This window comes from Limnobacter sp., assembly GCF_043511195.1.
Classification (GTDB): Bacteria; Pseudomonadota; Gammaproteobacteria; order Burkholderiales; family Burkholderiaceae_B; genus Limnobacter.
Genome location: NZ_CP121330.1, coordinates 365,037 through 389,836 on the forward strand (window position 1 = coordinate 365,037; position 24,800 = coordinate 389,836).

A 24,800-nucleotide genomic window follows, 5' to 3' on the forward strand; every position below is an offset into this window, starting at 1 on the left:
AAGTATTAGCGACGAATTCGGCTGGGTTGGCCCTGTGCGGTCAACACCATGCCCAATGATTGCCAAACTTCGTTGGCTTCCTTGAACGCATTGGCCAGCTGAAGACGCATGCCGTAATACAGCTTCGATTCAGGCAAAACCTCATCGGTGTCAGGCACCCTGGCTTCCAGCAAGCTGCGCGCAGTCTCTTCGCTTGCAATGTGAAAACTGCCGCTGGTTACTCGGCCACCAGTCAGGCGCCGCACTTCCCAGGTGAAACTTTGCCCCCACTCAAACTTCGCGGCGGGCGGCAAGCTGACATACTCACTTTCAAGCGGCTCCACCCAGAACCGTTTGCCTTTTGAGTCGAACAACATCAAGTTGCCCTCTCGGGGCAGCTCACCCTGAAAAACAAATTCGGGATTGCGCGTTAGCAACAGCGATCCGTCGATTGGTCGCAAAACACGAAGAGTATTTTCCTTGGGTGGCTCGGCCTTGCCATTCTTGGCTGGCTGAACACCACGCGGGCGAGCATACAAATTAACCCACTGATCAATCAAGTCCTGGTGCGCTTGCTCTATTGGAAACACTTTGACTGGCGGACCACTAAGCACCCGCACGGTATCGGCAATCACACGAAGCTGTGCGGGGCCAGTGAACACCCGGCGATTACCAGTCTTCAGCACCTGCACCGAGAAACGTTCGCCTTTGGGTACGTTAATGACATGCCCCTGAAGCAACCGCTGTGTGGGCAAGGCGCTGTACTTCTGACCTTTCGGGTTGGTCACGACCACTTTGTCAGTGGCTGCCAGCACGAAAACAACCGGGTCTTTGGCATGCGCGAATCCGGTCAACAACAGGCACGCGAGAAAAGCACTCTGTAACCACACGTTCAATACCACCCTACCAAGGACAGCCCGACCCCCAGGTAATCAGACTTGTAATTGTAATCAATCAGACTTTCACCGAAGCCGGTGAAGTATTGCAAATGGCCACGCAAATTGCTGGTAAGGGGAAATGCCCAATCGAATTGAACCGCTCCACGCGACTCGTCGCCACCGCGAAAGTTGTGCCGGGTAAGCAGCGAGTATTCATGGCCATTGTGTTTGTGGACCAGCAGCATATCGCCGCGCCCCATGAAATCACTGATGTCGGGATTGTCATCTTCGGCGGCATCTTCCGCTAAACGGATCCACGGCCTGAACTGCACCATGGTGTTCTCGCGTTCAAGCCCCACCATGCCAATCAGGCGATTCCAGGAGCGAGACAAAGGCAAGGCTCGCCCATTGGATTGGTGATTCAGGCTTAAACCAAGCAGCCGTGGCTCCCAGCCGGTGGCGTCTTTGAACTCGCTCCAGCTCGAGCGCCAGGTAAAGATCAGCTCAGGCTCGTAATTGGTCTCGCGAAACGGGCGGGAAATATCCTGGTTCATGACTTGCCAACGACTCGATTGCGTGTATGCAAACCACAAATCACCGTTGTCACCGAACATGTTCTCCATGACCTTGGTTTTCAGGCTCAGCTGAAATTTCAACTCGTTTCGATCCACACTCTCAGATGCCTGGTTTGGCTGTACTGTGTTGGCGGGGTTTGGGCTTGTTGGGCGAACGTTGGGCGATTTGTTGTGATACACCGGCAACAGGTAGACCGGCTGATAAGGGCGAATCGAGAACGTACCCCGTTTGGCTGCAGGGGCCAGCTCCCATCGACGATCCAGCCAACTCAATGTGGTGTCTTCGCTGCGTTTGTACAACAACAAACCACCATCCAGGGCTGCAGCTGCTTCAGGCGCTGAACCATCTTTGACCACCAGGCTTCTGCCTGTGGCATCATCGAAGCAGCGCAGGCGAAGTTGATCGTCTTCAACAAACAGGCAAGCTCGAAGTGCCCCTTCATCCAGAGTTTTGTTTTGAATGTTTTGGGCAGTTGCCCAGCCGCTTAGGCCCAAAAGGCCGATGGCAAGAAGTAAGTGTTTGTTCATAATTGCGCACTGCATCAAGCTTGGTTCGCTAGATACTCTCACATTTGGTTACAATTCTTAAATGGTTTCATTCCGCTTCAAAAAATCGTCGGCAAACAAAGACACTTCCACCAGTGGGCAGGGTCGCGAGTTTACCATTGATGAACTGGCGCGCACCGCCAACACCACCGTGCGAAATGTTCGCGCGTATCAAGACCGAGGCCTGTTGGCCCCACCTGAAAAACGCGGACGTGTCGGCTTTTACAACGAAGACCATTTGTCGCGACTAAAGCTTATTGGACAAATGTTGGGTCGTGGTTACACCTTGAGCAACATCCACGAAATGCTGGATGCGATTGACAAGGGTTACGACCTTCGCCAATTGCTGGGTTTAACGCACGCCATTACCAGTCCGTGGACCGACGAAATTCCAAAGAATTACAACCCAGTGCATTTGGCCACCATGTTTGGCACGAGCCTGAGCCGAGGGGCGCTAGCCAAGACAATCGAGTTGGGTTTGCTGGAACCTGATGGTTTGCGCTACCGTGCGCCAAGTCCGAAAATTCTGCATGCGGGCGCGGAAATGGCCAGCGCTGGCCTGCCGCTGCTCGACCTGCTTGATTTGATTGCCTCACTTCGGGGGCACCTTGAAAGCTTCTGCGATCAAGCGGTCTCACTGTTCGTCAAAGAACTGGATCAGTATGGTGACAACCTGCCCCCCAAGGAAGAATTGCCCAGGCTGGCACAATTAATCTGGAAGATTCGTCCCTTGGCCATGACAGCCATTGAATCGGAAGTGTCGCGGGCTCTGCAAAAGTCGGCCAGCAAGTTTGTAGATGAGCGCATTGTCGGCCTGATCGACAAGATGGCCGAGGAAATGCCGAACAACCCAGCCCTGCAGCCCACGGGCTGGTTGCCCCCAGAGCCACCAGTCAACAGCGAAGAGAAAAAATAAAGACTTTAGACTAGAGCAACAACAGCAATCGGTTGGGGCTTCGATTTTGGCCAGCTTGATACACAAAACGTTGTGACACCATGCGCATGAATGCCAATCCCATTCCACCCTCCGGTAAATCGCCAAGACTAAGATCGTCTTGAAACGAATGCTCGTGGTGCATTTTGCTCAACACCTGCTGCGGTATGCAGTTGCCAAGGTCCTCAATCAATACGCCCACGCCCTGCTGAAAAGCAAGCACAGTGAGCTGTGCCGGCTCAGGGCGTTTGTCTTTAAAACCATGCAACATGACATTGGTCAGCGCCTCGGACACAACCAGATCCGTGTTGTAACAAACTTCCTCGGAGTAGGCCAATTCTTCAACGAAGGTTCGCACGGCACGGCTTAATACACCAATACTGACCGTATCAGCCACTGCACTGAAAGCTATGTAGTTCAGGAACTCGCCTAACTTGAACGCTTTCTCATGCGAATCAAACTCGTCCTTGACAGTCAAACCAGTTTGAACGAATTCTTCGGCAAGTTCTGAAATTCGACTGGATGATAATTCTGTGCGCTGTACATCAAAACTTTCGCGCCACTGGATACCAAGCAGGCACAAATCCCCTTCGGCCCCCACTTCTTGTTGTCCTGAATCGAGCAATCGCGAAAACTCCCGAGTCAGCACATGCCCTTGACTGTCATCCAGCAACACCGATTGCTGCCAAACCTGTGGCTTGGGTACCCCCAAGGTGTTCGCACATTCTTGCGGATAAAAATACAGGCGACTGCCTGGTGCAATCACACCTTGGTAAATAATTTGTCCAAGCCCATGGGCTTGGGCCGACCCGCTCTGAGAACCAAAAAAAGCAGGCGCCAGCCCTGGCTGTGCCATGACCATGGCCCAATCGCCAATGCCGGCCACCAGCAATGTGCCTTGGTCTAGATTGATCAAACCATACAGGAGGTCGAACTGGGGTGGCTCATCTTTCAGGGACGGAGAAATACTCGCAAGCTGGGACAGCACCTGCTCGGGACTGGCCAAATAGCGTCGAATCTTGGAACTGGTTTCCTCGATAGGAAACAATACACGCGTGGCTCGGGCCATGGAAAACCAGCGTGCCAGTGCCATGGTTTGCAAGGCCGTTGCCGTGTCTTGCCCAGCCATGTTGAGCATGAAAAAGCCGTGCTCGTTGGCTTGGGTTTCAAGCAAACCCATTTGCTTGCCACACACATAGCCATAAGGTTGGTAGATCGTTTGAATCGCAAACGGCCAAGGTTCTTGTTTGCTTTTGGGTAGCAAGGCACGCTGAATGCGGGACACTTCCCGCATGTCGCGCTGCAATGCTTCATACAACTGACTGAGCTCTGTGTGCCTGTGCTCAAGGCCTGTGTGCAAGTCTGCGATTCGCTCGGCGGTTTGCAGCCGCACCTTTAACTCGCCCGGGTTGACCGGTTTGGTCATAAAGTCATCGGCACCCACACGCAAACTGTTCAACAAATCATCGCGACTGGCATAGCCAGTAATCATGATGATGTAGGTGTACGCATTCTGTTTCTGGGCACGCACCTGCTCGCAAAGCTCAATGCCGCTCATGCCGGGCATGTCCCAGTCGGTCAGTACAAAGTCGGGTTGATGCGTTTCAATCAGGGGCAATGCTTCGTGGCCATTTTTTGCCGAATACACGGTGTAACCCCAACTGTGCAGCATGGCCTCAAAAATTCTCAAGAAGCTTCGGGAATCATCAACGATCACAACTGACTTGCCGGCTTTCACAGGCGATGTCGCTGGGCGACTTTCCTGAATTTCCTGAAGGCGAAAAATGAGTTCGGGCACTTGTCGGTCGGCATCAACCACATCGCATTGATCCAGCACACCGGGACGCGGGGCCAACATCAAAATGGACACATCGTCTTCGAAACCCTTTTGCCGAATGACCGAGCCGCCCCAATGTTGAACACGCATCTGAATGCGCTCGGGCAATTCGGACCAACGCCCCTGACTGCTTTGCTGATTGACAAACTCCAGCAACCGTTCTTCTCCAAATGCTTCTGAGCTGGTCGAGAGCACCTCGGTCACGCCATCGGAGTAAAGAATCAAAGAGTCATCGTCGCCCAAAGTCAGCTCGATGTCTTCGAAATCATCAAGTTCGAATAAGCCAACGGGATAACCCCCACCACCCAACACAGTGGCTGTGCTTCCTTTTGATAACAGAAGCGGAGACGGGTGACCTGCCTGGCACAGGGAGACATTACGGTTTGCCGTGTTAAACACACCGTAGATCATGGTGAAATACGACAGGTCAGACTCGGTTTGCTGAAACAATCGATTCAGACGCGCCACCACATCGCGTGGTTTGGAAACAATCCGTTGTCCGTCGCTGCCCAAGCGTCCTTCGAAAACGATACTGGTGTTGGAACGGTCAGCAAACATTTGAACCAGTTGCATGGATTTGACCGCTGCCGGAATGCCATGACCAGACACATCGAGCAGGTAAAAACCATAGACGTCGCGCTGCAATTCAAAAACCTGCAGGTGATCACCCGACACATACTTGGATGGCACAGACAGCCACTGGTAATTCAGCCCCTGAAAGGGACTTTGTGCCTCGGGCAGAAAACTGCGCTGCAAACCAGAGACCGCACGCAGATCTTGTGCAATTACTTCGTGCGCATGCGCCAGTTCATTGGTTTTCCGGGTAAGTTGAGCTTGAAGCTCGATTCGACGCACAGCGGACTGCAGCCGTGCCTCAAGTTCATTGCCATCAACAGGCTTTGCGAGTACGTCATCGGCACCGGCATCCAGCGCCTTGATCAGAAATTCTTCATCATCTTGGGCCGACATCAAAATAATGTAGGTGTACTGCCCCAAGTCGAGTTGGCGTAACGCCACGCACAACTCGGTGCCCTGCATACCTGGCATTTGCCAGTCCGCAAGTACCAACTGAAAACGGTCACGTTCAATCAGTTCGATCGCTTCCTGACCGCTGGCTGCAAACTCAACCGGATAACCCCACTTGGCCACCATGTGAACGAAGAGGTTTCGCTCAACCACCGAATCATCAACAACCAGAATTCGGGGTAGCTGCTTGTTGAGGTCGTGTTCTGTCACAGTGGCTCAAGCCTGCTGTAAAAAGGCAACAGCTTTGGGCATGTCATCCAGCAAGGAAAACTGGCGATCCATTCGAGATAGCTCGAACATCATTCGCACGGATTTATTCATGCCAACCACGGCCAACTTGCCTTGGTGGTTGGTGATATTTTTGAGCAAGGCAACCAGAGAACCCAAACCACCAGAGTCCACCAGTTTGACAGCCCCAATGTCCAAAGCAAATTTCCGGGTGGAGTCCAGTTTGGGCACCACCGCGTTGCGGATGATTGTTCCCACCGCACTGTCCAGTCGAACTGCATCTACGCGCAGCAAGAAAATATCCCCCACCTCTTCTGTCGAAACCATGTTGTTCGCCCTAAACTGTTAATTCTCTTTTCTAAAAGTGTGCGCTTTTCGGCACTTCACGCGATAATTGTATAAAACAAGCTCTACAAATTAAGCATATACAAAAACAATAGGATAACGTGTCAATTAATGATTCATATTTTTTTAAAGATTGACAAATATTAATCAAAATTGACCTTTGCAATGATCAGATCAGGTCAATATTTAAAGCCTGTTCTTACAACCAAGCAGACCAGCGACCCCACTTATGCGACACATATTTTATTTAGCCTTCGCCCTATTTTGCCTGACTGGTCACGCCCAAGAAAGCATTGAGGCCAATACTTCGGCAACCAATTTGGAAAGCACAGTGGCGATAGAACGGAGCCGAACCCTGACTTTTACCGAGATGGGACAGCCCAACGGGGTCCGCTTAAGTGGTATTAACCGCTTTGTTGATTTGAATTCCGGTATTCGGCTGGACGAATTGGTGACTCGCGCCAATCTGAGTTTGCGTGTGCTGTACCCCCAAGGAATGCGACACGATCAGTCATTTGTGCGCGTGTACGTGAACAATCAGCTTTCGGGTATTTCTCAACTGAGCGTGGCAAGGGCTGGTGTACCACACACGATAAATATTGAACTGGATCCGCTGCTGTTTTCCGATTTTGCGACAGTGCGGATTGAATACGACGGTACTTACGACAGTGAATGCGTAGACCCGGGTAACCCAACCCTGCGCCTTGACATGCGCCCCGAAAGCACACTGACGATTGGCTCAACACCATTGAACCTGGTGAATGACCTGGCCTTGTTGCCAGCACCCTTTTTTGATCCCCGCGACAACCGCAAACTAAAACTGCCATTGGTTTTACCACTGGAGCAAACCGAAACAAGCATGAAGGCAGCCGGTATTCTGGCCTCTTGGATGGGAGCCCAGGCCTTTTACCGACAGGCTGAGTTTGATTTGCTTGAAACGGCGTCGAGCACCCGACACACCATCATTTTGACCAAAGGCAAGAAAATGCCTGAGGGTATGAGTGAGGCGGACATTGAAGGCCCATCACTCATGATTGTGAGCGCCAAAGAAAACCCATGGATCAAACACCTTTACGTGATGGGCCGTACTGACGAGGAGTTGTTGCAGGCCGTGTACGGTTTAGTGATTGAAGGCCAGGTGCTCAGTGGACAGAAAGCCTTGGTCAAAAAAGTAGACCTGGGGGCGCCACGAAAGCCCTATGACGCACCACGCTATGTGCCCACCAACCGACCAGTGCGCTTTGGTGAATTAATCGACTTTCCGGGTCAACTTGAAGTCAGCGCAGACAAACCGCGTGCTGCGATCAATTTGCGCCTTCCGCCCGATTTGTTCAGCTGGGCAGGCCGCAATATCCCGATGGATTTGAAGTACCGGTACACAGCACCTTCCCGCTGGAATGATTCACTGTTGAACATTGAAATCAATAATTCCCTGATTCAATCCTTCCGCCTGGCACCACGATCCGAGCAGGTACAAAACAAAATCAATATTGATTTGTTGGGCCAGGCCGAACTGACCAGCGAAGAAGCCTTGCAAATCCCGGCCTTCAGGGTGGGCGGCAACAACGAGCTGGCATTTGCTTTCGGATTCATGGCGGAGGGTGGTGGCGCCTGCACGCGGGTATCGCAAGTGGCACGCGGTTCCATTGATCCAGAATCCACCGTGGATTTTTCCAATTTGCCCCACTACACCCGCATGCCGAACCTGACCGCGTTTGCCAACGGCGGTTACCCATTCAGCATCATGGCTGACTTGTCAGATACTGCAATTGTTTTGCCAGCCAACCCCACGCCGCTTGAAATTCGCTCGTACCTGAACGTGATGGGCTTGTTTGGTCAGTGGACAGGTCTGCCTGCCACACGCACCAGCCTGATTGTCTCGGACAAACCCGAGGGTATTGGCAGCAAGAACTGGCTGGCCTTGGGCACCAGCGAACGCCTGAGCTGGCTGGATTCCGCAAGTAAAAACCTGCCAATGGTACTCAGCGAAACAGAGCGGAGCATGGGCCTGCCCCCAGCCATTCAATGGCTGAAAGGTTTGTGGCAAAGCGAGTCTGAATTGCAACCCAGCAACAATGCACGCGCCTTGATTCAAACAGCAGGCTCATTGGGCGCAATCATGGGGTTTGAATCACACCTGGCACCCAAAAAAGCAGGGGTGGTGATTACCGGCACCGATCAGGACAGTTTCGAGCGCGCCGTGGCCGCTTTGTCCGATTACGGCGATGTGGCAAAAATCAAAGGCAGTGTGAGCCTGATTCGTGGTGACGACATTCAAAGCTACAGCCTGGGCGAAACCTACATTAGCGGCGCACTGCCTTGGTGGTTGCGTTTGCGAATTGCGTTTTCCGAATACCCGGCCCTGATCGCTGTAGGCGGAGCGCTGGCTGGGGTCATTTTGGCGATACTCGCATTCGGCTGGTTGTCTGGCCGGGCTTCGCGCCGCACAAAAGGCAGTTGAACATGGCCTTGTGGCGTCAATTGCTCAAACGCCTGGGGCTCGGCGCCACGCTGATTGTGGCCTCCGCATGCAGCGCTGCGCCAGCGCAGTCGTGGCCCGCTTGGGAAGGCTTTAAAAGCGCTTTTGTCAGCGAAGACGGGCGTGTAATCGATCGCAGCCAGGAAGACTTGCGCACGGTGTCGGAGGGGCAGTCTTACGCCCTCTTTTTTGCATTGGTTGCCCAAGATCAAAAAACGTTCGACGCCATATTGGAATGGACTGAGAACAACCTGAGCGCTGGTGACATGGGTAAGCAGCTGCCCGCCTGGATTTGGGGAAAGCAGGGGGACTCGTGGGGCGTGATCGATGCTAACAGTGCTTCAGACGCTGACCTGTGGATCGCTTATGCGCTGCTGGAAGCCAGTCGGGTGTGGTGCCACACACCTTATGCCGACAAAGCCCGCGCCCTGGGCGAACTGATTCTGAACAAAGAAAGCATGGAAGTAAGTGGCCTGGGTTTGAGCCTGTTGCCGGGTCACACCGGATTTGTGCTGGACAACGGTGCTGTTAAACTCAACCCCAGCTACGTACCGCCTTTCATGATGGCCCGCTTTGCCAATGCCTGGGCGGACGACACCCGCTGGTCGCAAATTTACCTGGCCAGCCAACAATTGCTGCTTGAAACTGGCAAAACAGGCAGTTATCCCGACTGGGTGCTATACAACAACGGTGAAATGAGCCTTCCCGAGGACGAGCAACGTGGCGATTACGATGCCATACGCACCTATCTGTGGATTGCCATGACCAGTAAAAACGACCCCACTGCCGCAGCATTGTTGAAACAACTTTCTCCCATGGCGGCACTGCTGCTGAAACGACAGAACATGCCAGAATGGTTTGAACCAATGAATGGAAAGTTTTCTGGTGAACGTGGGCCTGCCGGTTTTCAAGCGGCGATGGCCCCGTTTCTGCAAACAATCGGCATGCCCGAACTTGCGAAAAAATTTCACGCGCAAAGCCTGAAAACTTCAAACCAGGAAGAATGGCTAAAGTACGGCTATTACAACGGCGCACTCAGCCTTTTTGGGCAAGGCTATATGGATGGCTTGTATCGATTCAACACCTTGGGCGAATTCATGCCCCGTGGCAAAGAGGTTAAAAGCTGTGGCTAAGTGCAAAAAAAATCCAAGTCTGCGGACCTACGCACTCGCATTGGCCATTCAAGCCTGTTTTGTAGCAATGCCCTTGGCAATTGCAGGGCAAGCCCATGCCAATGTGGATACACAGCAAACCAATATTCGTGCACTAAGCGACAAAGGGGTTTACTGGTATGAGCGTTTCCGGTTCGATCTGGCAGCACAGTCGTTCAACAAAATACTGTTGATTGAGCCCACCAATGCGTCTGCCCTGCGTTGGCAAGGTTTAATCGATATCGCACGCGGCGACGTACAGGCCGCCAACATTTGGCTTGGCAAACTACAGCTGGTGCATGGCAACACCCGGTTTTCCATTGAACTGCAACAGACAATTACACTGGCTTCAGACAAGCGGCAGCAATTCGCCGAGTTACGTTACCTGGCCGACAGCGAGCAAATTCCACCCAACCTGCCACAGCGACTTCAGCAGTTGTTGCCACAGCCACCATTGGGTGAGGCCGCTGTGCAAATATATCGCCTGATGAACCGCACAGCCGAGGGCAGAGCATATGCTCGCAGACAAGTGGCTGAGCTGGCCAAACAGTACCCGGATGACCGACGTTACAAAACACTATTGGCCGAACTGGGCGGTGTTGCTGGCAATACACTTGCACAATCACCCGCATCCGGTAGTGCTCGCCCCACCCGTCGACCAAACAATGTGGCACGGACAAACGCAGCACCGGTTAAGCAAGCTGAACCCGCAATACCCGAGGTACAGGCACAAGCCACTCCGGTGTTGTCTGACTTTGAGCAAGGACAACAACTGGCTGACCAGGCACAAAAACAGATTGATCAAGGCAACAAAAACGAAGCGGCACGGCTGCTTCAAAACGCGGTGGACCTGAACCCGGGCTACCCGTGGTTTCGGTATGACCTGGCCACCCTGCTGGATGACCAAGGAGATACGGGCAGCAAGCTGGCTGCACAACGAATTATGGATGAAGGCCTGGCCCTTGAAAAAGGACAGGAAATGCGATTTGCCGCGGCACTGCTGGCCGCCCGCCAAAACCGCAATGAAGAAGCCGTTGCATTGATCAACGCGGTGCCCCGCGAGAACTGGACTGAAGGCATGACCGCGCTTGAAAAACGGGTGCAATACGGCCAGTACCTGGATGGACTTCGCGCACAAGAAAGGAACGGCCAGTTCAATGCACTGGCAAGCTCAATTGGGGCAGCGCCTAAATGGCGCGCTGAACCGGAGGTGCAGGCACTGGAACAAGGCCTTCAGCGCAAACGTCAGGTACGGCTGCGTATGTCCTATGAGAACGCGATCATCGACGGGGATGAAGGCGTATCGAGAATCGATAGCGATGAAATTCCTTTGCAACTGGATTTGCCGCTCGATTTTGAGCGCACCCTGTTTTTACGCGCGGACACATTGAACGCGAATTCTGGCCGGGTGAACCCAGCCACCGCCAGCAACTTTGCAAAATTGGGCACCACATTGCCCACCGACCCAGCCATTGCCAATAACCGGCTGGACCAGAATTACAAAGGCCACGTGGTGGGGTTGGGCGTACAAACCGAGCAATACCGGGTGGATGTAGGTACCACCGTGGGCGACTACCCGGTCAATGACTGGGTGGGTGGTGTGCAGTGGAGTACCAATGTGGGAGCGGGTTCATTGCGACTTGAGCTGGCCAGGCGCATGGTCAACGGCAGCGTACTCTCGACCACTGGCGCTATCGACCCGTTGACCGGCGAAACCTGGGGTGGCGCAAGGCGCAACGGTATTAGCGCGGTGTATTACCAGGCATTTGACTCCACACTCGACTTTGTGGGCATTGCACGCGCCAACCTGATTACCGGCAAAAATATTCCGGACAATACCGAGTACAACCTGCAAGGCATTGTGGGCAAAACCGTGTTTCAACGCCCTGGGCATGAAGTGGAAATTGGTGCGTCGCTGTTTTTGTGGTCGTTCGAGAAAAACCTGCGCTTTTACACCTTCGGCCAAGGTGGCTACTACAGTCCACAGGCGTTTGGATCGTTGACCTTCCCCATCACCTGGACTGGCACCATGAATGGCTGGTCCTGGCAGGCTCAAGCACGTGTGGGCGCCAGTGAGTCACGCGAAGACGACACTGCCCTTTACCCACTCAACCCGGAACTGGCTGCTGCAGCTGCCGCGCAAGGCAACCCGACCTTGCAGACTGGCGGCCCAGGTGGGGGCACCAGCACGGGTTTGCGCCTTGCACTTGAACGCCAAGTATTGAAAAACTTTGTGGTCGGCGGTTACTTTGAAATTGACCGCTCTGAAGGCTACAACCCCGACAGATTACAGTTGTATGCGAAATATTCGTTTGGTGACTTTTTCGAACTGAGTGTGCCGCCCGAGGGTGTAACACCCTACTCGAGGTTTTGAATGATTGACTTGCCCAAGCCCGGAGCCTACGTTGTGCGAGCACCCCATGCGAATCACTTTTCGCAGGGCCTGGTGCAACACTGGCTGAACTCGCAAGAAGAGACGCCATTCAAATCTTGCCTGTGGTTGACCGCAAGCCCAAAAAACGAAGTCCGCAGTTTTCTGGAACCCTACCTGCTTACACGCACAGGTGCTCCGAAAGGACTTGATGTGGTGTCAGTTCGAAATTTGTGGCCCAAAGGACATACAAAAAACGGCATTCGACAGCTGTGCCGTTCGCTCAACACCTTGTGCGTGCTCAAACCTGCACTGGTTATTATTGACCATGCCGAGCTTTGGTTTAATGACAATGCTGAACCCGTGAGCCGACAAAACCCGCTGGCGCAAATGCGCTTTCTGCACCAATGGGCTCACCACGCACAAGCGCATGTGGTGACCACGGTGCAAGGCGACCTGCCAGAATGGTGCACCTTCGCAGACGGACTTGCCGATGTCAGCGACCATGGTGAATTTGAGTTTCGCCCTTGGTGGCCCACACAGTGGGGCCTGCAAACCAACCTGTGGAATGACCCCACCAGGTTTTCGAAGCTGCCCATACACCATGTGTTGGACAGCCGTGTATTTGGCAGCCTGAAACAACTGGCACAAACCTGCCATCGCCTTCGCTTTGACACCAACGAGCTACACGGAATTCATGTACAGGCACGCGGCGAAATGAGCGCTCAAGACGCATCGGTATTGATTCGCATGGGTGCCGACACCGTGTGGCTGCAAGAAGAAAACATTGAAACCTGGTTGGGCATTACGGCGATGCAGCTTCACAAACCCACGCTGATTCAGCCTGCAACAGAGAATCACCAGAACACGTTTGCCCGCGACTTGCATGAAGTATTCATGCCTGGGCTTTTAACGGTGGTGGCCAACCCCACTTTTGCTGCGCAGGGTTTGATGATGTTGCAATTGTCCAAGCAGTGGTCCATGCATTGCACGCTGACACGCCTTTCCCTGATGCACCACATGACTGCGCAAACTGCTCTGCGACTGGCCAACTGGTCGCAAGCCACCTGCGTATTCACAGCCACCCGAGAGGCCATTTACCTATTGAAAGTGTGGGTCAGCGAACCCGATGACACTAGCTACCGCAATTGGCTTGAATCGTGTTTCCGGGAAAACCTGCCTGTGCTATTTAGTGGTGACATTCAATTTTTGGGCGAGGAAACCCAAAGTGAATTGCTTGCAGACTTGCACGAAGAACTTGAGCCTTTGTCGGTCGAGGACTTGATGGGTACAGACTTGAGTGAACCCGCGAAACTTGCGGAACTTTGGGACGAAACCCCCGAAGCCATGAACCAGAACAGACCATGGACCCAGCGATTGAGCAGGCTGCTTGGCGAGGAAGCGAAATGATTGTTTTTGGGCTGATCCTGAGTGGCCTTTTACTGGGTGTTTTACTTGCCATTTTGCTGGTGGGCAAAATGATGAAGAACCCGACAACCCGAATCTGGTTAAGCGACTGGGTGAACTGGAGTAACAACCAGTTGCCTGACAACTGCTATCAGTTAGTGCGGCATGGCAAGTGGATTGCCAGCCCCGATGACAAAGAGGACGCATGATCATTATTGCATTGGTCTCCCCCACCGGGGGTGCAGGGCGTACCAGCCTGGCGATCGCCGCAGCAACTCACCTCAGCATGCTGGGGCGCAATGTCACGCTAGTGCAGGCCGACCCCATCAACAACATTGAATTTCAGCTGGGCTATACCAACAGCAGTGGGCGTGGTCTTGCCCATGTGATTTTGCAGGGTGAACCACTTGAACATGTGGTGAACACCAGCAATACCAGCTTCAAAATATTGCCATTTGGCGAGATTTCAATTGCCCAACAACTGGCCATTGATCGCGTGCTGATGGAGCAACCCCAACGCCTGAGCGAGCTGTTTCAAAAAGATGAATTTGCTGACGATGCGGTGGTGATCATTGACTTGCCGCGTTGGCCCACTCCCTGGTGCCAGAAAGTCATGGCACTTTCTGACCTGAACCTGATTACACTGATTCCGGATTCAGCCTCCATTTTGGGTATTGATACCTTGCTGCCGCACTTGCTGGAGAGCCGGGGCGCATCTTACTTTCTCATGAACCGCTTCGACTCGGCCAAAGTATTGCACCTCGATTTGTGGACATTGTGCAAAATGAAATTAAGCCACCGCCTGCTGCCTTTCTATTTGCATGAAGACCAGGCACTGGCCGAAAGCCTTGCAGCGGGACTGGTACTGGCAGACTATGCGCCCCGTTCACAGTTGGTTGAAGACCAACAAAAACTGTGCAACTGGATTGACTCGGAGATCGGATGAGCGCCTCCTCAAACTGGATCAACCGACTTGAGCGATTGCTTGATTTGCGGGAATTTCCAAACCTGAAAACGCGGGTGCGTTTGCTGCGCCTTTTTCAGGCACTTTGGTTGCGCCCAAACAGTTTGAACAGCGCATTCGAGGCGTCCAATGGTCGACAAGGCCGCAGCCTTCCGAGCTTCGTGTTTCATATTATTGCGGTGGCCTTGCATGATTTGCTCAGCCCGATTGCTTATCTGTTCAAGCTACTGATTCAACGCCCTTACCGAGCGGTGCGCGCCATGTTCAGCAGGCTTACCGACTACGCGGTACGCGCGGCACGGCTTGAACAGCGCATTGAAAACACCAGTCAATTTGTAGCCCGTCACAAGCCATTTCGTTGGGGACTCGGCCTTTCGGCATTGGTGCTTTTTTTGTTTACTGCACAAGCCTCGCTGCCCTTGGCGGGCCAATGGATTTTCATTGTGGTGTGCTACCTGTTCGCCATGTTGTTCAAACGGCTACCCGAGCGATTCGCCAACCTGTGTTTGATGGCGTTGACCATGCTGCTATTGGCCCGCTATGTGTTTTGGCGTTTTACAAGTTCTCTTGATCTTGAAAGCGGCGCAGAAATTTTCTTGGGCTACACGCTGGTTGCCGCCGAGGCTTACACCTGGGTCATCCTGATTTTTGGTTTTATTCAAACAGCCTGGCCGCTAAAACGCAAACCCATGCCACTGGAACTCAATTTGAGTGACTGGCCCACGGTGGACGTGTTCATCCCCAGTTACAACGAGCCCTTGTCAGTGGTGCGTCCAACGGTGTATGCCGCCAAGGGACTGGACTGGCCGCTTGAAAAAATCACGGTCTATATTCTGGACGACGGCCACCGCCCGGCCTTTGAGGAATTCGCGAAGCAAGCCGGCGTGGAGTACATTTCCCGCCCGGACAACTCGCATGCCAAGGCGGGCAATATCAACTATGCCTTGAAGCATACCCACGGCCAGTACGTTGCAATTTTCGATTGCGACCACATTCCCACGCGCTCGTTTTTGCAAACCAGCATGGGCTGGTTTAGCCGCGACCCCAAGTGCGTACTGGTGCAAACGCCACACCACTTTTTCTCGGCGGATCCGTTCGAGCGTAATTTCAATTCATTTCGGCAAATGCCCAACGAAGGATCGCTGTTTTACGGTTTGATTCAAGACGGCAATGACTACTGGAATGCTTCGTTTTTCTGCGGCAGTTGTGCTGTCATTGAGCGCAAAGCCCTGCTGGAAGTGGGTGGTATTGCGGTGGAAACAGTGACTGAAGATGCTCACACCGCCTTGAAACTGCACAGCCTGGGTTACAACAGTGTGTACCTGAACAATATTCAGGCGGCGGGCCTGGCCACGGAAACACTGGCGGGTCACATTGGTCAGCGTATTCGCTGGGCGCGCGGCATGGCGCAAATTTTCCGCACTGACAACCCCATGTTCAAAAAGGGTTTAAGCGTGTTTCAACGCATTTGCTACTCCAATGCAATGCTGCACTTTTTCTACGGTATTCCACGCATGATCTTTTTGATCATGCCAATGGCTTACCTGTTTTTCGAACAGCACCTGATCAATGCGGCGGCGGTCACGATTCTCAGTTACGCCTTGCCCCAATTGATTATTTCCAGCTATACCAACTCGGTCATACAGGGCAAATACCGACGGTCGTTTTGGTCGGAGGTCTATGAAACCGTGTTGTCTTGGTACATTATTTTGCCAACAACACTGGCCTTTATTAATCCGAAGCTGGGCAAGTTCAACGTGACTTCCAAAGGCGGCCTGATCGAGAAAAGCTATTTCGATTCGAACATTGCAAAACCCTATTTGATCCTGCTGTTGATCAATTTGCTTGGATTCTCCGTGGGTTTACTTCGACTGTTTGTGTTCAACACCCATGAAACTGGCACCGTGATCATGAACCTGCTTTGGTGCGGTTTTAACCTGGCAATTTTGGGTGCTGCCGTGGGTGTGGCCACCGAGTCGGTACAGCAGCACGTACACCATCGCGTGCGCATGGTTATGCCAGCTTTCCTTAAACTGCCAGGCGGCTACACGGTGAGCTGTTACACCGAGGAGTATTCTGCCGCTGGCCTGACTTTGACCGTGGCCGACACCGCGGGCATCAGCGAGTTCAGCCAGGTACAGGTTGGATTGCACCGAGGCGACCGGGAATTTCTGTTTCCTGCAAAAATTCATTTCACGGAAAGTGGGCATGTTGAAGCCTTGTTCACCAACCTGACTCCAGAACAGGAAACACAATTGATTCAGTGCACATTTGGACGAGCCGACGCTTGGCTGAACTGGCAAGAAGACCAGACACGTGATCGCGCGCTGGGCGGCCTGAAAGACGTATTCGCCAAAGGTATGATTGGTTATGTGCGCCTGTTTGCCTGGCTCAAAGGTGGTGCAGTTGGCCTGGGCAATCGCCTAATGGGCAACAAAAACCAAACCGAAAAGTGGGAGAACTAGGGCCATGTTGTTGTGGAACCTGTACTTCCTGATCAAGTTTGGCCTGCACTTTGCGGGGCAACTAACGCTCAGCCCACTGTGGAACCTGGGATTGTTTGCCCTGTTGATTGCCACCAACCCCGCAGCCTACCAAAACAAACAACTGATGAAGGTGCTGCGCTACCTGGTATTTACAGGCCCTGCAATTGCCTTGTTGCTGCATGAATTGGGCTTGGTGGTGTCACTGGCTTTGGTTGACCAAATCAAGGCGCTGTTCGGCTTCTCGCTTGACTACCTGTGGGAATTGCTTAAACGCACCATTCAACCCTGGATGCTGTGGGGGGCATTGCTCGGATTCATGGTGATTCGGGTATTGGATCGTTATATACGAATCAGCAGTTGGGTGGGCTTTGGGCTTTTGGCCATGCTCGGAATTCAGGCGCTGCCTTTTATTCAGAAACAAACTCAAACCAGTGATGCGGTGGCCTTGCGGGAAGCTCAAATTCAACCCCGCGAAAATCTGTCACCGGCTGAGTTTTTGGCGCTGGGCCAGGTGGACTTTCAAAAACTGCGCGTGGCGCGTGACCAGGAAAGCCCAACCAAATTGCGTGACAATGCCTATGATGGTGCAGGACCAGGCGCGGTGCTTGCCGGCTTTTTTGATCGCCAGCGCACTGTTGCGCTGGCCCCTTTCTCACCTGTGTCTGGCCCCGATTTTGATGTAATCGTGCTGCAAATCTGCTCACTGTCCTGGGCCGACCTGCAATACGCCAAGCAGAGCCAGCACCCCACCATCCGGCAAGCTGATTTTGTGTTTGAGAACTTCAACTCGGCCACCAGTTATTCTGGCCCTGCTGCCATTCGCCTGTTGCGCGGCAAGTGTGGCCAAACGCCGCACGACGCACTTTACAGCGCGGCCAACAGCAGTTGCATGTTGTTTGAACAACTGCGAAATGTGGGTTTTGAAGTGGAGATGGGTTTAAATCACAATGGAAAGTTTCAGGATTTTTCAAAACTCGTCAAAACCAACCTCGGCGGCAAAGTCACCGAGCTGGTTGCCCATGACGAAGTGCCTGCGGGGGTGCAAGCTTTTGACGGTTCCCGCGTGGGGCGCGATGGCGATTATCTGCGCGCATGGTGGAACAAACGCGTTCAACAAAGCGGGCCCGCTGTGGCTTACTACTACAACAGCATTACCTTGCATGATGGCAACCGTTTGCCCAACAGCAACTTGAACAGCCTGAACAGTTACCCTTTGCGCCTTGAGCGGATGCTGAACGACATTCAATCTGTATTGGGTGAAATTCGTCGCAGTGATCGCAAAGCCTTGGTGGTTGTAGTACCCGAGCACGGCGCCGGGCTGACCGGCGAATTCGGTCAACTGGTGGGGCTTCGCGAGTTGCCAACACCTGCCATTACGAAGGTGCCTGTGTTCGGTTACTGGATTGCGCCCGGATACACACCGGCAAGCACGGGCCCCGTCACAGTGAAGCAATCGGTAAGCTACACGGCACTCAGCGAATTGTTGGTGCGGTGGCTGGCACAACCGCTGGAACAGCAACTAAAACCCACTTGGCCCGTGTTGCTCAGCGATTTACCCGATACCCGCTTCGTGTCCCAGCAAGGCAATATCACGGTGATGGAAAGTCAGGGTGCTTATTGGATCAAAGCGCCTGGTGCGGCCTGGAAAATGCTGGGCCCGGTTCAAACCATTGCGGCCAGCAACTGAAGGGGAAAAAAGCCATGGCACAATTTGACCCCAACACACCACCAGCCCTGTTCATGCCCCCCGCCGACATGGCACATGACATTTATGCGCTCAGCGCACAGCTGGAGGGTTTTGATCACAACATGTACCAGGATATTCAACAGGACCAGGCGATGTACGACTCGTTCCAGCGCTGGCCCTTTTTGTTTGGCATTGCCATGGCCTCGCGGTTTAGCGAGGAATAAGAACGTCAATCAAGCTGCGCTGCGCTTTTTCAGATTGGCATTGGCTTCCTTGGCGGCAGCCTCTTCAAGCTCGACCAAACCGTCCTCGAGAAACTGCAGAAGTCGCTGCATCGAGGGCATTGTTCGTCGGCACGCCACCAAACCAAACTCAAGCTTGCCCGCGTAGCTGTTCAACGTAATGTTCAAGGCCTGACCGTCGAGCAAGAGTGAAACTGGATACACACCATCCACTTCTGCACCGTTGAAATAAAGGGTGTGTTTGGGGCCTGGCACATTGGAAATCACAATGTTGAAAGCCTGCAATTTGGGCGCCAAACCAGTCAGCATATTGAACCCGCTAATGCCCATCATGGTGGCCACATAGTTCATGATTTCAGTTTGATTCATGCTGGCAAACCGTTCCTTGGAATGGTTCACCGAACGCGCAATGGTTTCAATCCGCTCCACGGGGTCTTCCGTGTCAGTGGCCAAATTGGCCAACAACAAGGCCACGTGGTTACCTGTTGCGGTGTCATCTTTTCGAAGCGACACCGGCACCATGGCCACCAAAGGGCGGGCGGGCAGTGCATTTAACTCCCCCAGGTAGGCACGCAAAGCGGAGCCGCACATTGCCAGCACCACATCATTCAGGGTCATGTTCAAACCATTCGCACAGTTTTTAATCCGCTCCATGGACCACGATTGCGCTGCCACTCGGCGTGACGCGGTGATGCGGCGGTTCAACACACTGCGTGGCGCTTGAATAACCGACACAAAATCGGGATCGGCCACACTGGTTTGCCACAAAGAACGCCCCACTTCCTTGACCACTTTGGGCAAACTGAACAACTGGGTTTTGGCTGTATCGACAACTTGCCCCAGCAAGGTCACGAGCCCCTCTGAAGCTTCGGAACGCTGTACCGATCCACGCAAATTCGGATTGGCCCACAAGGGCGGAATGTCGAGGATTTCCGGGCTGTCGGCCATGGACCGCTGCAGCATTTTCATACAGGCCACGCCATCAACCAGCGCGTGGTGCACCTTGGTGTACAAGGCCACGCGACCGTCTTCCAGGCCGTCAAGGACATACGCTTCCCAAAGCGGTTTGGCACGATCCAATGGCGCGGCATGCAGCTTGGAAGTCAATTCCAGCAACTCGCGAATGCGGCCAGGCTTGGGCAGCGACAAATGAATGAAATGCGCCTCGAGGTCAAACTCATCGTCTTCCACCCAAAACCACATGCCCAAGCGCGACTTCAAGCGCAAACTGAACGGCGCCACCGGTTGGGTGTACGTGCGCATGTCGGCCACCACCTTGTGTACATAATCAATTGTGCTTTGCCCCTTGGGGGGCTTGAGCAATACCAGCCCACCCACATGCATGGGTTGGTTGCGGCGCTCCAGCCACAAGAACAATTGATCATTGGGGGTCAGGGCCTTCATGGGCATGTCTCCGTGTTGTGTTTTTTATTCCCTAATTGTTTGTTACTGCCCCACCTGCGCCGCTGGATGCGGTTTCGCTACAATTTCAGCGAATTTGACGTTTGGCAAAAGGCAGGGTCGGTTCTTTGCTGTTTTTCACCACGGAAATACGCTGGTTCTTGAAACCCAACACCCGGCGTTGCCAGCGGCGCTCCTGCGTTAAGTGTGCATTTTCATCAATGCCAAAAATTCGCTGAAGCATGAACTTGCTGGCAGCCACGGAATCGGGCGATCGGGTCAGAATTTCCTGCACCAAGGACTGCACCTTCTCTTCTGTGTTTTCAACTGTATGGGTTACCAAACCCAGTTCCTTGGCTTGCAGACCACTAAGAATGCGCCCGGTCATGGTGAGTTCCTTGGCCACGTCTACAGGCAACAGCTCGCGCACCAGTGCGGCACCTCCCATGTCTGGCACCAAACCCCACTTGGCTTCAAGAATCGACAATTGTGAATCGGGTGTGCACACCCGAATGTCTGCCCCCATGGCCAGCTGAATGCCGGCACCAAAACAATTGCCATGAATTTGGGCGATCACCGGCACACCCAGGTCGCGCCAGCCCATGCTCCAGGTTTGAAAAATATTGCGCATGGGCAACCACAAATTGGCATACATCACCAAGCCCGTTTTCGGGTTGCTCATCACCGATTTCACATCGAGCCCGGCGCAAAACGATGGGCCTTCCCCTTTCAAGATCACTGCTCGCAGGGTTTTGTGTTTGGCGAGCTGCTGTTGCACCTTGCGTATGTCCTTCAACATGGGCCAATCCACACCGTTGTGTTTCTCGGGGCGATTCAGGGCCACCGTGGCCACGGTGTTGTCGCTGTTGAACTGCAGGTTTACTCTGTCCATGGTACTCTCGGCTGTTTTTTGAAACGTTATTCGGCTCGCTAGCCATCTTAACCTTGAACATTCTCAAACCCAATATGATCTTTAAAGTGTTGGCTCTGCTTTTGGCCCTGTTGGGCTATTACATGAGTCCCTATGGCCCAAGTGCCACGGAAAACAGCAAACCTGACACGGCGAACTCTGGTTCGTATTACTTGGCTCAGGTTACCCGTGTGGCCGACGGCGACACAATCACCGTGCGCAATCAGGACGGTGCCACACACAAGATCCGCATGCATGCAGTGGACGCGCCCGAACTGAATCAAGCTGGCGGTGAACAATCGAAACGCTGGTTAAGCGATCGGTTGATGAATAAAACCGTGAAAATTGTGGTCAACAACACCGATCGCTACAAACGGCAAGTGGCCAAGGTCGTACTTCCTGTTGAGGGTTGTTCGCAACGCCTTTGCGCGGGCGACACCGATATCAACCTGAAAGCCATTGAGGCGGGGCACGCCTGGTGGTATCGGGAGTTTTCCCGCAGTCAAAGCAGCGAAGACCGTGTGCTGTACGAACAGGCCGAGGACTTGGCCCGCAATGCACGCAAAGGCTTGTGGCAACAAACTGCACCGCTTGCCCCTTGGCAGTGGCGTACAGAACAACGCAACCAACGCTAAATAACATGAAAGAAATTTACTCCACCACAGTGCCACTTCGCTGGGGCGACATGGATCAGATTGGCCATGTAAACAACACCGTTTATTTTCGTTGTTTCGAACAGGCTCGCGTGGAATGGATCGACCTGTTGCCTGCGGCAATCGACAACAACCCTGCCTATGTGGTGATCGTTCACACCGAATGCAGTTTTTTAAAAGAACTGAAAGCACCCGGCACAGTTGAAATCAAAGTGTTTGCCGGCGAGGTGGGGCGCAGCAGCCTGGTACAGCGCTATGAAATGCGCCGCACCGACGCACCCGATGTACTGGTGGCCACGGGCAGCGCCAAAATGGTGTGGGTCAGCCCCGACACAGGCCGCTCGACACCCATCCCAGACCGGTTCAAAAACACCCTTGTTGTGGGGTAAATCCTGACGATTTTCTAGAATGGGTACTCAGGTTTTGCTATTGTGGACACGAAATTTTATTGTTACATTCATCAATGTCACGGTCAAACGTGGCAACAACAATAAAACAAGTGTAGGAGTCAAACCATGAAGAACATCATGCCCGTACGCCGCGATGTCAAATTGAATTTGCCTGAAGAGAAGGTATCCAATTGGCATGAGCAAGGTCCCCACGTGACCCATTTCATGAATGCGCTGTCGCTGTTTTTCCCGGCGGGCGAGCGCATGTTCATGGATGCGGTACGCAACTACCGCGACGACATCACCGATCCCGAATTGAAAAAAGCCGTGGTGGCTTTCATTGGCCAAGAAGCCATGCACAGCCGCGAGCACGTTGAATACAACGAAATGCTGGACCGTGCTGGCCTGCCTGCTTCCAAACTGGACAGTTTCCTGTGGGGCTTTCTGGCTTTCGTCAAGAAAACCCTGGGCAAGCGCCTGACACTGGCTGGCACCATTGCACTGGAACACTACACCGCATTGATGGCAGACCAGTTGCTGCGCAACCCCGACGTGCTGGGTGAGAAATCCGAACCCGCTTACAAGCAAATGTGGATGTGGCACGCCTACGAAGAAACTGAACACAAGGCAGTGGCTTACGACGTTTGGAACCATGTGTTGCCTGACAACATGCACAACCGGTTCAGCCGCCGCCTTGCCATGGTATTGGCCACGGCACTGTTCTGGCCGCTGGTGGCTTACTTCCACATGCGCCTGGTGTTTGCAGACAAAACCATCCGGGGCGGTCACATCAAGGGCTTCTGGACCGTGACCAAAATGCTGTGGGGCAAAAAAGTCGGCGTGCTGCGCAACCCGGTGGCCAACGGCGAATTCATGGATTACTTCAAGGCCGACTTTCATCCATGGATGCACGACAACAGCCGATTCCTGACAGAAATCGATAACTTCGTGGCTTCTGTTGAGAACTCAGGCCGCAAACCAAATACGGAAATTGCCAATGCCATTCGTGCCCGCATGAACAGCCAGCTGAAGGCAAACGCAGCTTAAAAAATTTCGTGACAGAAATCTTGGGCTAATCGGCCGGTGGGAGAAGTGAGCAGCCCACCGGTTTTTTTTCGTCTTGATTTACCTGGCCTGCCGGTAATAGTCACTTTGCTCGTAATGGGCAAATGCATGCAGATACGCCACTTTAAAAATTGCTGCCAGTGGCAAGGCCAAAAACACCCCAACCAAGCCGAATACTGCGCCGAAAAACGCGAGCGCAAAAATAACAGCCAAAGCAGACAAACCAATTTTGTCGCCCACCACCAAGGGCGTGAGCACAAAACCTTCAAGAAACTGCCCAACCACAAACACCATCAGCACCAAAAGAATTGGCAAGAAACCTTGTAACTCCAGCGCCGCTGTGAGCAAACCCACCAACAAGGCCACTGCAAAACCCAAATAAGGCACCACACAAAGGACCCCGGCCAGCATGCCCAAAGCCCAACCACTTTGCAGCCCGACCACGCTCAAACCAATGGAGTAAAACGTGCTGAGAAACAGCATCACAATCATCATGCCCTTGATGTACTCGGTCATGACTGAATCGATTTCGCTGAACAGGGGGCGTGCGCGCGTCCACAAATGCGGTGGAAATACTTGCTGAAACTGTTTCGTGATCTGCGTCCAGCCCGGCAAGATGAACAGCGTGGCAATCACGGTCAGCGACACAAACCCGGTAATACCCAACACGGACTGCGAACCTGAACGCAAAACCTTCGTACTGATTTCAGCCAGCGTGCCCCGGTTTTCGCTGATATAAGCGGCAATACGGTCTTTCATCTCCGTGCTGTCCACGGAAATGGTCAAGCCAAACGCCTCATTCAACCAAGGCAATACCGTTCCTTTCACATTGACGATCAACTGCGGCAGGTTGTTTTGAATCAGTTCGAGTTGAGTCAGCACCACAGGGATAAACAACAAACCCACGCTTGAAAAGATCAACAGCAGCGCGAAAAAAGTGAGCACCGCACACACTGGCAAAGGAATGCGACCGCGCAACTTGCTGTGCACCCATCGACTGGGTGCTGCCAGCAAATACGCCAACACAAACGCAGCCACAAATGGTGCCAGCACTGGCCACAGGTTGATAACCACCGCGAACACCAAAGCGGCGCTTAACAACAAACCCCAGTGCTGCAGGTAAAACTGTTTGGCCAAGGTTGACAGGCTGGCCTGGTCCGCCTGGTTTGGTCCGCCCGCATCGGTGTTCTTGTTTTTGGGTTTTACGACTTCATTCATCGATTCATTGTCCAGCCAATAGAATTAGT

At 53.2% G+C, this 24,800-nt stretch carries 20 protein-coding genes; 13 read left to right on the top strand and 7 right to left on the bottom strand.

The annotated features are described in order from the left end of the window. Window positions 1-5: 5 nt before the first annotated feature. Window positions 6-869, bottom strand: a complete 864-nt coding sequence (locus P0D43_RS01840; RefSeq protein WP_341236702.1) for a hypothetical protein — start codon at window positions 867-869, stop codon at window positions 6-8. A gap of 2 nt (window positions 870-871) precedes the next feature. Next, window positions 872-1,960, bottom strand: coding sequence for a phospholipase A (locus P0D43_RS01845; protein ID WP_341236703.1), 1,089 nt, complete (start codon window positions 1,958-1,960; stop codon window positions 872-874). Between the two features lie 61 nt (window positions 1,961-2,021). On the opposite strand from P0D43_RS01845, the gene P0D43_RS01850 reads away from it, so the two are divergent. Next, on the top strand, window positions 2,022-2,894 hold the full coding sequence (locus tag P0D43_RS01850; RefSeq protein ID WP_159569078.1) for a MerR family transcriptional regulator: 873 nt from the start codon (window positions 2,022-2,024) through the stop codon (window positions 2,892-2,894). 10 nt (window positions 2,895-2,904) lie between these two features. Here the strand turns inward: P0D43_RS01850 and P0D43_RS01855 are convergent, their stop codons facing one another. Both P0D43_RS01855 and P0D43_RS01860 read right to left on the bottom strand, forming a co-directional pair. Continuing rightward, window positions 2,905-5,985, bottom strand: a complete 3,081-nt coding sequence (locus tag P0D43_RS01855; protein WP_341236704.1) for a response regulator — start codon at window positions 5,983-5,985, stop codon at window positions 2,905-2,907. Between the two features lie 6 nt (window positions 5,986-5,991). Next, window positions 5,992-6,330: an STAS domain-containing protein gene (locus tag P0D43_RS01860; protein ID WP_341236705.1), complete on the bottom strand. Its 339-nt coding sequence runs from the start codon at window positions 6,328-6,330 to the stop codon at window positions 5,992-5,994. 349 nt (window positions 6,331-6,679) lie between these two features. Between P0D43_RS01860 and bcsB the strand changes: the two genes are divergently transcribed. The 9 genes from bcsB to bcsR are packed head-to-tail and all read left to right on the top strand — an operon-like array spanning window position 6,680 to window position 19,117. Beyond that, a complete protein-coding gene (gene bcsB / locus P0D43_RS01865; RefSeq protein ID WP_394673085.1) occupies window positions 6,680-8,809 on the top strand; it encodes a cellulose biosynthesis cyclic di-GMP-binding regulatory protein BcsB in 2,130 nt (709 codons plus the stop codon). Window positions 8,810-8,811: 2 nt separating this feature from the next. Continuing rightward, window positions 8,812-9,960 carry a cellulose synthase complex periplasmic endoglucanase BcsZ gene (bcsZ, locus tag P0D43_RS01870; protein WP_341236707.1) on the top strand — a complete coding sequence of 383 codons (1,149 nt, stop codon included), beginning with the start codon at window positions 8,812-8,814 and terminating at the stop codon, window positions 9,958-9,960. Next, entirely contained in the window at window positions 9,953-12,352 is a 2,400-nt protein-coding gene (locus tag P0D43_RS01875; protein ID WP_394673086.1) for a cellulose synthase subunit BcsC-related outer membrane protein, read from the top strand. Before bcsZ ends, P0D43_RS01875 begins: the two co-directional genes overlap by 8 nt. After that, complete coding sequence (locus P0D43_RS01880; protein ID WP_394673087.1) at window positions 12,353-13,759, top strand: hypothetical protein; 1,407 nt, start codon at window positions 12,353-12,355, stop codon at window positions 13,757-13,759. Further along, complete coding sequence (locus P0D43_RS01885; RefSeq protein ID WP_159569085.1) at window positions 13,756-13,965, top strand: hypothetical protein; 210 nt, start codon at window positions 13,756-13,758, stop codon at window positions 13,963-13,965. The genes P0D43_RS01880 and P0D43_RS01885 overlap by 4 nt, the downstream gene beginning before the upstream one ends. Further along, window positions 13,962-14,702 carry a cellulose biosynthesis protein BcsQ gene (gene bcsQ, locus P0D43_RS01890; protein ID WP_341236710.1) on the top strand — a complete coding sequence of 247 codons (741 nt, stop codon included), beginning with the start codon at window positions 13,962-13,964 and terminating at the stop codon, window positions 14,700-14,702. Before P0D43_RS01885 ends, bcsQ begins: the two co-directional genes overlap by 4 nt. After that, entirely contained in the window at window positions 14,699-17,185 is a 2,487-nt protein-coding gene (gene bcsA, locus P0D43_RS01895; RefSeq protein WP_341236711.1) for a UDP-forming cellulose synthase catalytic subunit, read from the top strand. Before bcsQ ends, bcsA begins: the two co-directional genes overlap by 4 nt. Before the next feature lie 4 nt (window positions 17,186-17,189). Then, complete coding sequence (gene bcsG, locus P0D43_RS01900; protein WP_341236712.1) at window positions 17,190-18,893, top strand: cellulose biosynthesis protein BcsG; 1,704 nt, start codon at window positions 17,190-17,192, stop codon at window positions 18,891-18,893. A gap of 14 nt (window positions 18,894-18,907) precedes the next feature. Beyond that, window positions 18,908-19,117, top strand: a complete 210-nt coding sequence (gene bcsR, locus P0D43_RS01905; RefSeq protein WP_159569089.1) for a BcsR/BcsP family cellulose biosynthesis protein — start codon at window positions 18,908-18,910, stop codon at window positions 19,115-19,117. Window positions 19,118-19,126: 9 nt separating this feature from the next. On the opposite strand, the gene P0D43_RS01910 is transcribed toward bcsR, so the two are convergent. After that, complete coding sequence (locus tag P0D43_RS01910) at window positions 19,127-20,539, bottom strand: wax ester/triacylglycerol synthase family O-acyltransferase (protein ID WP_394673088.1); 1,413 nt, start codon at window positions 20,537-20,539, stop codon at window positions 19,127-19,129. A gap of 85 nt (window positions 20,540-20,624) precedes the next feature. Next, the gene (locus P0D43_RS01915; protein ID WP_159569091.1) at window positions 20,625-21,428 is read right to left on the bottom strand and encodes a crotonase/enoyl-CoA hydratase family protein; all 804 of its coding nucleotides are present in this window, start codon (window positions 21,426-21,428) and stop codon (window positions 20,625-20,627) included. An 86-nt stretch (window positions 21,429-21,514) separates the two neighbouring features. On the opposite strand from P0D43_RS01915, the gene P0D43_RS01920 reads away from it, so the two are divergent. The 3 genes from P0D43_RS01920 (at window position 21,515) to P0D43_RS01930 (ending at window position 23,535) form a co-directional block, all read left to right on the top strand. Then, window positions 21,515-22,081, top strand: a complete 567-nt coding sequence (locus P0D43_RS01920) for a thermonuclease family protein (protein ID WP_236550818.1) — start codon at window positions 21,515-21,517, stop codon at window positions 22,079-22,081. Window positions 22,082-22,086: 5 nt separating this feature from the next. Then, entirely contained in the window at window positions 22,087-22,488 is a 402-nt protein-coding gene (locus P0D43_RS01925) for a thioesterase family protein (protein ID WP_341236713.1), read from the top strand. 126 nt (window positions 22,489-22,614) lie between these two features. Then, on the top strand, window positions 22,615-23,535 hold the full coding sequence (locus P0D43_RS01930; RefSeq protein ID WP_341236714.1) for a metal-dependent hydrolase: 921 nt from the start codon (window positions 22,615-22,617) through the stop codon (window positions 23,533-23,535). Between the two features lie 78 nt (window positions 23,536-23,613). Here P0D43_RS01930 and P0D43_RS01935 read toward each other — a convergent pair whose 3' ends face one another. After that, on the bottom strand, window positions 23,614-24,771 hold the full coding sequence (locus tag P0D43_RS01935; RefSeq protein WP_159569095.1) for an AI-2E family transporter: 1,158 nt from the start codon (window positions 24,769-24,771) through the stop codon (window positions 23,614-23,616). Window positions 24,772-24,800 lie beyond the last annotated feature (29 nt).

What these genes read in the sequence shown, in the direction of transcription:
- bcsR (WP_159569089.1), top strand. Translation starts at nt 18,908, where the DNA reads ATGGCACAATTTGACCCCAACACACCACCAGCCCTGTTCATGCCCCCC.
- bcsA (WP_341236711.1), top strand. Translation starts at nt 14,699, where the DNA reads ATGAGCGCCTCCTCAAACTGGATCAACCGACTTGAGCGATTGCTTGAT.
- P0D43_RS01930 (WP_341236714.1), top strand. Translation starts at nt 22,615, where the DNA reads ATGAAGAACATCATGCCCGTACGCCGCGATGTCAAATTGAATTTGCCT.
- P0D43_RS01850 (WP_159569078.1), top strand. Translation starts at nt 2,022, where the DNA reads ATGGTTTCATTCCGCTTCAAAAAATCGTCGGCAAACAAAGACACTTCC.
- P0D43_RS01880 (WP_394673087.1), top strand. Translation starts at nt 12,353, where the DNA reads ATGATTGACTTGCCCAAGCCCGGAGCCTACGTTGTGCGAGCACCCCAT.
- bcsZ (WP_341236707.1), top strand. Translation starts at nt 8,812, where the DNA reads ATGGCCTTGTGGCGTCAATTGCTCAAACGCCTGGGGCTCGGCGCCACG.
- bcsG (WP_341236712.1), top strand. Translation starts at nt 17,190, where the DNA reads ATGTTGTTGTGGAACCTGTACTTCCTGATCAAGTTTGGCCTGCACTTT.
- bcsQ (WP_341236710.1), top strand. Translation starts at nt 13,962, where the DNA reads ATGATCATTATTGCATTGGTCTCCCCCACCGGGGGTGCAGGGCGTACC.
- P0D43_RS01935 (WP_159569095.1), bottom strand. Translation starts at nt 24,771, where the DNA reads ATGAATGAAGTCGTAAAACCCAAAAACAAGAACACCGATGCGGGCGGA.
- P0D43_RS01915 (WP_159569091.1), bottom strand. Translation starts at nt 21,428, where the DNA reads ATGGACAGAGTAAACCTGCAGTTCAACAGCGACAACACCGTGGCCACG.
- P0D43_RS01885 (WP_159569085.1), top strand. Translation starts at nt 13,756, where the DNA reads ATGATTGTTTTTGGGCTGATCCTGAGTGGCCTTTTACTGGGTGTTTTA.
- P0D43_RS01845 (WP_341236703.1), bottom strand. Translation starts at nt 1,960, where the DNA reads ATGAACAAACACTTACTTCTTGCCATCGGCCTTTTGGGCCTAAGCGGC.
- P0D43_RS01910 (WP_394673088.1), bottom strand. Translation starts at nt 20,539, where the DNA reads ATGAAGGCCCTGACCCCCAATGATCAATTGTTCTTGTGGCTGGAGCGC.
- P0D43_RS01925 (WP_341236713.1), top strand. Translation starts at nt 22,087, where the DNA reads ATGAAAGAAATTTACTCCACCACAGTGCCACTTCGCTGGGGCGACATG.
- P0D43_RS01860 (WP_341236705.1), bottom strand. Translation starts at nt 6,330, where the DNA reads ATGGTTTCGACAGAAGAGGTGGGGGATATTTTCTTGCTGCGCGTAGAT.